Source organism: Pseudomonas sp. BS3767 (assembly GCF_900099665.1).
Lineage (GTDB): Bacteria > Pseudomonadota > Gammaproteobacteria > Pseudomonadales > Pseudomonadaceae > Aquipseudomonas > Aquipseudomonas cerasi.
The window spans coordinates 429,829-437,296 of the sequence record NZ_FNCX01000001.1 but is presented as its reverse complement, the minus strand read 5'-3'; the positions used below and the strand labels follow the sequence as shown (position 1 = coordinate 437,296).

The following is a 7,468-nucleotide window of genomic DNA, read 5'->3' as shown; positions in this document are numbered from 1 at the left end:
ACATTTCTTCTCGCAAAGGGTTGGCCTTGTCGCACGCAAGAGGCGGCGACAGCCGATAGTCGATTCGGGGCCAGGGAGTAGCGCGCTTCATGCCGTTTTGCGAAGGATCATCCCTGGAAATTTGGACCGCGCTTCAGTTCAGGCGCGCTTGTCCTGCACCGCGCACTTCACGTCGGAGACGATGCAACCATCGACCAACTTGATGATGCGATCGGCCAGCTGGAAGTACTGGTCGTCGTGAGTGATGATCAGAACGGTCTTGCCGCGCCGTTTGAGGTCCGGCAGCAGTTCCTCGTAGAAGAAGCGCTTGAATGGCGGGTCCTGGTCGGCGGCCCATTCGTCCAGCAGGTAAATCGGACGGTCTTCCAGATAGGCGCAAACCAGGGCCAGGCGTTTCTGCTGGCCGTATGACAAGGCTTTGGTAGTTGAATAACCCTGCCCTTCGATTTTGACCTTGTCTTCCAGGCCCAGAGTCGACAGGTATTTCTGCGCCTGGTCGGTGCTGGCCAGTTCTTTCTCGTCAGGACCTATCAGCCGGTTGAACAGATGGAAGTCGGAGAACACTGCCGAGAACAGATCGCGATAGTGGCTGCGCGAGTCTTCGGTGATTGCCGTACCGTCGAGCAGTAGCTGACCTTCTTTCGGGATGTACAGGCCGCATAGCACTTTGGCCAGGGTACTTTTGCCACACCCGTTGCCGCCGACAATGTAGATCAGCTCACCGGACTGGATTGTCAGGTCGATAGGCCCCAGGGCAAACCCGGAATTACTCAGTGGGTCCGTGTAGTTCATGTGGACGTTTTTCAGCTCGATCCTGCCCCAGGACTTCTTGTGATCGAGGAGCAACACATTGTCGGCGTCGCTGGTTTCCGGTTCCGGATGCGGTTCGTTGATGGAAAATCCGAAATCCGCCAGACGTGTGCAGGCGATACGTCCCTGGGCCAGCATCGGCATGGTGGTGACCAGCATCACCAGCGGGCCCATGATGTACAGCACCGCCAGGACGCTGGCGCTCATGGTCTTGGCATCGATTACAGCGAACATGGGAGCAGCGAACAACAGGCAACCGATCAGCAGCGACAGGGTCAACTGGCCAACGTTGTCGGCGGTGGTGTACCAGAGCCGTTCGATGTAGTTGTACCTCGCGACCCGGGCCGAAGACTCCTGGATCGCCGAACGGCTGAACCAGCGGCGACGAATACCGTTGAGTTTCAGTTCCTTGAGGCCGAACACAAGCGCGTGTGTGTATTCGTTGAATGCGGTGAACTCGTCGCGCACCTTGTGGGTGTACTTGATGCCGCCCGCGAAAAACAGCAGGTACAGTGCGACGCCCAGCACCATCAGTCCGATGGTTATTGCGAACACCACCCAGGACAGGTAAGCCAGATAGGCAATACCAAACAGAAATACCGCCGACTCCACGAGGATCGTCGGCATGATCAACAGCGTTGCGTTGAGTTGCGGAATATCGCTGGTGAGCATCGTCAGGACATTCGGCGCACCGCGGCGGTCGACTTCCTCAAGCGGCGTGCCGAGGATCTTGCGGCACAGGGCAATGCGCAGGCGGGTCATGATGCGCATGCTGGCGTAGGCCGGAAACAGCGCCGCACCGTTGCGGAAAACCAGGGCAACCAGGCTCAGGCCAACGAACCAGAACAACGACTCACGCTGAAAGGTCTCCTCGTGAATCGCCTGGTTGATCACATTGACAACGGCAATGGAAGCCACGCCGCTGATCAGACCCGTCAGCAGCGTAAAGAACGTCAGCCAGGGATGGCTGCTCCATAGCAGACGCATTATCGAGCCCGGTCTGGTCTTCTTCTCTTGCTTGGTTTTCATTGCTTGCTGTCCTTGTATGCATTGGCCCGCGCGGGCGTCGGTGGTTGAACGCCCTGGCGGTTTCACTGGATATCGATCATTCAGACCGGTCGCCAGACATCGCCCCGAGCGGTCATTTCACCCATGGCCACGACGATCAGCCGGGGTTCTTCATAAGGGTCACGGGCATGGGCGACGAGCATGTTGTCAAGCATCACGACATCGCCCTTGCGCCAGTCGAAGCGCACCGCGCACGCCTCGTAGGCATCACCGATCAAAGCCATCACCGAGTCTTCGATGGCTGAGCCGTCGCCATAGCTGACCATCCGTGGCAGGCGGTCGGGGCCAAACATGTCGAGCAGGTCCTCGCGCAGTTCCTCGCCCATGCAATAGGGGTGATGCAACTGCACCTGATTGAAAAACCCACGCTCGCCGGTAAACGGATGGCTGATCACCGCCGGGCAGAGGGTGCGAAGCTGCAGGGTGTCGCCGTCGAGCCATTCGAAGTCCGTACCCTGCTCGCGGCAACGCTGTTCGATAGCGCTGCGTTCGGAGGTGCCGAAGAACGATTCCCAACTGGGCTCGACACCGGCTGTGAAGGTGCGGCTGTAAAGCAGACCTTTGCTTTCAAAACGCTCGATCACCTCTTTCGGCAGGTAGGCGAGCACTTGGCGAATGTCCGCCAGTGGCGTCGCCCCGCCCACTTGCGATGGCTTCTCACAGAAGAACCATTGCTTGCGTGGCCAGCTTTCCAGGTGCGAACTCTCGTTGTGATAAAGGATCATCTCGCGCTCGGGATACGGCGTTGAGCGATAGACATTACGCCCGCCTTCCTTCTTCGGAAGGTCGCCATACGTGCCGTGCAGGCCAGGCGACAGCGCCTCGGCAAACGCTTCGAAGGCGGCGACCGAAGGCAGGTCAAACCCGCGAAACAACACTGCGCCGTGACGACACAGCAGTGCCTCAATCGCCTCGCGTCGCGCGTTGGCCCACTGGGCCGGGTCCAGTTCATCAACGGTTGGCTCGATCACTATCGGCAAACTGATGCCGGCCGCCAGCAAGGACAACCGCACCGAGGGGGCAGCGGCCTTGTCGGGCCAGCTTGGCGCATCCGCTTGCTGTTGGTCAGCGAAAACGGGCGCAGTGTTAGCTTGAAGACTCATGAACAAACTCCTGGACCTCAGCCCTTCACATCCACTTTTTGTATAGAGCCAGACCAGCACGCTCCGGCACTACGCAAGAATCAAAACACTGATGACCAGAAGCGTCTGTCACCGCAATCCGGGACAGCGGTCGCACAGCGGGTCGATGTGTGGTGATGAGATTGGGCAGGCTTTGTCCCCATTTCCCTCGACAGACGCCGGCTGACAGTCGGTGCTGAAATGCGACAACTGCGGATCATGCCGGCCCATTGACGGATTCCTCAGGCCGCAGGGATGTCTCGATTGCAGCGGATTTGAACGCTGCATCTGGTTATTACACAGGAGCCTTGGTCATGCCGATTAAGAACACTGACGAATCGCCCAGCGCTGCGTCAGCCCCTCTCAAGCCCGGTGCTTTCCTGCACGAGATATTCAGTGACAGCGCACGTCAATTTCCCGAGCGCACCGCCGTTAGCGATGCGCTCAGGAGCTTGAGCTATGCACAGCTCGACGCACTCTCGACAAAGCTGGCTGCACGTTTGCGCGACGAAGGCGTGACCCAGGGCATGCGTGTGGGTATGTACCTGCCGCGCAGCGTCGATCTGGTCATCAGCCTGCTGGGCATTCTCAAAGCCGGTGGTACCTATGTGCCGGTCGATCCGCAATATCCCGGTAAGCGCGTCGAACACATCGTGCGCGACAGCGGCCTGAACCTGATCATCGGTGATGCTGCCAATCTGCCGAAAGTACCGTCTCTGCGTGCCTTGGCGCTCGACGAGTTGTTGTCCGCACCGGCGCTGGAGCTGGCTGTCGAAGACAGCCGCGTCGACCCTGATCACGCCACTGCGTACATCATCTACACCTCTGGTTCCACCGGTGAACCCAAGGGCGTACAGGTTTCTCATGGCAACGTCAGTCGCCTGCTGGAAAGTACTCAACGCGCCTACGGCTTCAACGCCCAGGACGTCTGGTCGATGTTCCACTCCATCGGTTTCGACTTCTCGGTCTGGGAAATCTGGGGTGCCCTCGCCCACGGCGGCCAGGTGGCCGTTGTCCCGTATGACGTCTCGCGCTCTCCTGCCGCTCTGCGTCAATGGCTCGCCGATCAGCGCATCACCGTACTCAGCCAGACGCCATCGGCTTTCCGTGGTCTTGATGAGGCCGATCGTGGCAACACCGCGCCGCTGGCGCTGCGCTACGTAGTGTTCGGTGGCGAAGCGTTGCCCGCCAGCGTGCTGCGTCCCTGGGTCGAGCGTCACGGCGACCAGAAGCCCGCGCTGATCAACATGTACGGCATCACCGAGGCCACCGTTCACACCACCTTCAAGCGAGTGTTGGCGCAGGACCTGGAAACAGCAGCCATGGTGTCGCTGGGCAAGCCGCTGGACGGCTGGCGCCTGCACCTGCTTGACGCCAGCCTGGCGCCAGTGGCGGCAGGCACTACCGGCGAGCTGTACATCGAAGGTGCTGGCGTGGCTCAGGGCTACCTGAACCGTGAGGCGCTCAACGTCGAGCGCTTCGTCGAGTTGCCCGGTGCCATACGCGCTTACCGTACTGGCGACCTGATGACCCTGGAGAGTAATGGCGAATACAGTTATGCCGGTCGCTGCGACGAGCAATTGAAAATCAGCGGTTTCCGCATCGAGCCAGGCGAGATCGAAGCCTCTCTGCAAACCAGCCCCAGCGTGGCCGCTGCCCATGTCGGCGTACATGATTACGGCGATGGTGACCTGCGCCTGGTGGCTTACGTGGTACCAGGCCAGGGCGTCGATGCCTGGACCGAACAGGCTCGCAGCGAAGTTGCCGCGTTGATGGCCGAAAATTTGCCGGAGTACATGCGGCCCTCGGTGTATGTGCCGCTGGCAGAACTGCCGGTGACTCATCACGGCAAAATCGACAAGCAACAACTGCCCTCGCCTGCCGCTGACACGACGCCTTCAAGCGCGGCAGACGTCAAGGGCCTCAGTGAACAGGAGCACTTCGTGCTCAAGGTCTGGAGCGAAGACCTGGGTCTGAAAAACATCGGCGTCAATGATGATTTCTTCGATTCCGGCGGCACTTCACTGGCATTGATCCGCTCGCTGAGCAAGCTCAAGACACATTACAAAATCAACCTCGACCCCGGGATCCTGGCGGACGGCGCAACGGCCAAAGTTCTGGCCGACCACATCTCCCGTAGCCTTGTTCAAGCCCATTGACCGAAAAGGAAAAGCTCATGAGCAAAAAATTCGCTTTAACTGCGGAACAGCGTGCCTCGTTCGAGAAAAATGGTTTTATCGGTCCGTTTGACGCCTATTCGCCAGAAGAAATGAAAGAAACCTGGAAGCGCACCCGTCTGCGCCTGCTCGACCGCAGCGCCGCGGCCTATCAGGATCTGGACGCCATTTCCGGGGGGACCAACATCGCCAACTACGACCGCCATCTGGATGATGATTTCCTGGCCAGCCATATCTGCCGCCCGGAAATCTGTGACCGTGTCGAAAGCATCCTCGGACCTAATGTGCTCTGCTGGCGCACCGAGTTCTTTCCCAAGTATCCGGGCGATGAAGGCACCGACTGGCATCAGGCCGATACGTTCGCCAATGCTTCCGGCAAGCCGCAGATCATCTGGCCGGAAAATGAAGAGTTCGGCGGCACCATCACCGTCTGGACGGCGTTCACCGACGCCAACATTGCCAATGGTTGCCTGCAGTTCATTCCTGGCACCCAGAACAGCATGAATTACGACGAAACCAAGCGCATGAGCTATGAACCCGATGCCAACAACTCGGTGGTCAAGGATGGCGTGCGTCGCGGTTTCTTCGGTTACGACTATCGGCAGTTGCAGATCGATGAGAACTGGAAACCCGACGAGGCCTCTGCTGTGCCCATGCAGATGAAAGCCGGGCAGTTCATCATTTTCTGGTCAACGCTGATGCATGCGTCCTATCCGCACAGCGGCGAATCACAGGAGATGCGCATGGGCTTCGCGTCACGCTACGTACCGTCGTTCGTGCACGTCTATCCGGATTCGGACCACATCGAAGAGTACGGCGGCCGCATCAGCCTGGAGAAATACGGCGCGGTGCAGGTGATCGGTGACGAAACACCCGAATACAACCGTCTCGTGACACACACCACACGCGGCAAGAAATTCGAAGCGGTCTGACCCACAGACGTCAGACGAACGTAGCCTCGCGCAATGTGCCTGAAAAAAGCGCCCAACAAAGAGTGTAGATCCATGACTATTTCCTCCGATGCAGCGATGCGTCTGTGCGAGACGGTGAGGATGCTCAGGCACCTTGCCCTCAATTTGCCCGATCCCGTGTGCCTGAGCTTTCTCGCCCGGGACAACGACCCGCTGCCAGAGCCGGCGTGCTCCAGCGTGCGAGCCACAGAGCGGGCGATCAATGCCGCGTTTGCGCGCATTGGTGTGCGCACCCTGCAGTACTTGCACGGTGGCGAGGCACAACTGTCGTCGTTCGAATACTTTATAAGCCGCAAACTCTGCGAGGCGCTCGACTACAGCTACGAGCACTTCGACGATGCTGAAGACGTCACCGCCTTCAATCGACTGCTCAAGCATTTTGAATTCAGCGGTGCAGTGCCGCACATCGAGACATTGCACCTGACCACCCGTGACCATGCGCCTTTGCTGGTGCATGCGAGCGCCAACCGCGAGCTGCCTCCCGTGGTTCTGGCATTGCCTTGCGGCATTCCGTTCGATCTCTGCCGCGACTGGTTCAATGCCTTGAGCGAGCGGTTTTTTGTCGTGACCTGGGAGACCCGAGGGCTGTTCGGTGCCTGCGAGGCATTCGACCAGATCGCGGTGGACACCGATGCCCAGGTTGCCGACATGATCAGCGTAATGAATCACTTCAGGTTATCAACCGCACATCTGATGGGTATCTGCGGCGGCGCAGTGATCGCCCTGAGCGCCGCTGCTGCCCACGCCGACCGGGTCAACTCCCTGAGCCTGTGGCATGGGGATTACAACCTGGGCGACAACGACCTGCGCACCGCTCACCAGCAAAACTTCGAGTGGCTGATGGAAAGCGCAGCTCAGGATCGTGGCGAGGCTGCTGACCTGCAAACGATGTTCCTGGACCAGGCGACGCTGGCCACCACCCCTGAGCCCATTGCCCACGTGGTGCTTTACCCCTACGTCAATCCCGAGTTGTTTTATCGCTATGCGCGCCTGAATGACGCGCTGAACAAGACCGAGCTGGCACCACGACTGACGCGCATCACCGCGCCAACCCTGGTGGTGGCGGGCGATGCCGACTCGACTACGCACATCGGCGGCTCACGGTATATCGCCGCGTCGATCAAGGACGCCACGCTGCACGTAGAGCGCGATGGCAGCCACCTCGCGTTCTTTGCCTCAAGCCATCAATCGAAACAAACCGCCTTCAGCTTCCTCGAAGAAGTTCTTCAGCCCGCTGTTGCCTGACAGTGGTTCGATACCTCGTCGAGTAAAAAAGGGGGCTCAGGCCCCTGGCTTTACTCTGCGCGGCGACCTTGAGCGC

General features: G+C 59.3%; 5 protein-coding genes. 3 read left to right on the top strand and 2 right to left on the bottom strand.

All coding sequences use genetic code 11. The annotated features are described in order from the left end of the window. Positions 1–138: 138 nt before the first annotated feature. Positions 139–1,839 carry a cyclic peptide export ABC transporter gene (locus BLR16_RS01650; protein ID WP_024661740.1) on the bottom strand — a complete coding sequence of 567 codons (1,701 nt, stop codon included), beginning with the start codon at positions 1,837–1,839 and terminating at the stop codon, positions 139–141. A gap of 80 nt (positions 1,840–1,919) precedes the next feature. After that, positions 1,920–2,981, bottom strand: coding sequence for a TauD/TfdA family dioxygenase (locus tag BLR16_RS01645; RefSeq protein ID WP_074807766.1), 1,062 nt, complete (start codon positions 2,979–2,981; stop codon positions 1,920–1,922). Between the two features lie 332 nt (positions 2,982–3,313). On the opposite strand from BLR16_RS01645, the gene syrB1 reads away from it, so the two are divergent. From syrB1 to syrC, 3 genes are all read left to right on the top strand, one after another. After that, positions 3,314–5,158, top strand: coding sequence for a syringomycin E biosynthesis L-threonine--[L-threonyl-carrier protein] ligase SyrB1 (gene syrB1, locus BLR16_RS01640; RefSeq protein ID WP_024661742.1), 1,845 nt, complete (start codon positions 3,314–3,316; stop codon positions 5,156–5,158). 17 nt (positions 5,159–5,175) lie between these two features. Further along, a complete protein-coding gene (gene syrB2 / locus BLR16_RS01635) occupies positions 5,176–6,108 on the top strand; it encodes a syringomycin E biosynthesis L-threonyl-[L-threonyl-carrier protein] 4-chlorinase SyrB2 (RefSeq protein WP_003383694.1) in 933 nt (310 codons plus the stop codon). Positions 6,109–6,180: 72 nt separating this feature from the next. After that, the gene (gene syrC, locus BLR16_RS01630) at positions 6,181–7,392 is read left to right on the top strand and encodes a syringomycin E biosynthesis aminoacyltransferase SyrC (RefSeq protein ID WP_003426751.1); all 1,212 of its coding nucleotides are present in this window, start codon (positions 6,181–6,183) and stop codon (positions 7,390–7,392) included. Positions 7,393–7,468: the final 76 nt, after the last annotated feature.

Excerpts from the sequence above, each read along its gene's own strand:
- BLR16_RS01650 (WP_024661740.1), bottom strand. The coding sequence starts at position 1,839 with ATGAAAACCAAGCAAGAGAAGAAGACCAGACCGGGCTCGATAATGCGT.
- syrC (WP_003426751.1), top strand. The coding sequence starts at position 6,181 with ATGACTATTTCCTCCGATGCAGCGATGCGTCTGTGCGAGACGGTGAGG.
- syrB1 (WP_024661742.1), top strand. The coding sequence starts at position 3,314 with ATGCCGATTAAGAACACTGACGAATCGCCCAGCGCTGCGTCAGCCCCT.
- syrB2 (WP_003383694.1), top strand. The coding sequence starts at position 5,176 with ATGAGCAAAAAATTCGCTTTAACTGCGGAACAGCGTGCCTCGTTCGAG.
- BLR16_RS01645 (WP_074807766.1), bottom strand. The coding sequence starts at position 2,981 with ATGAGTCTTCAAGCTAACACTGCGCCCGTTTTCGCTGACCAACAGCAA.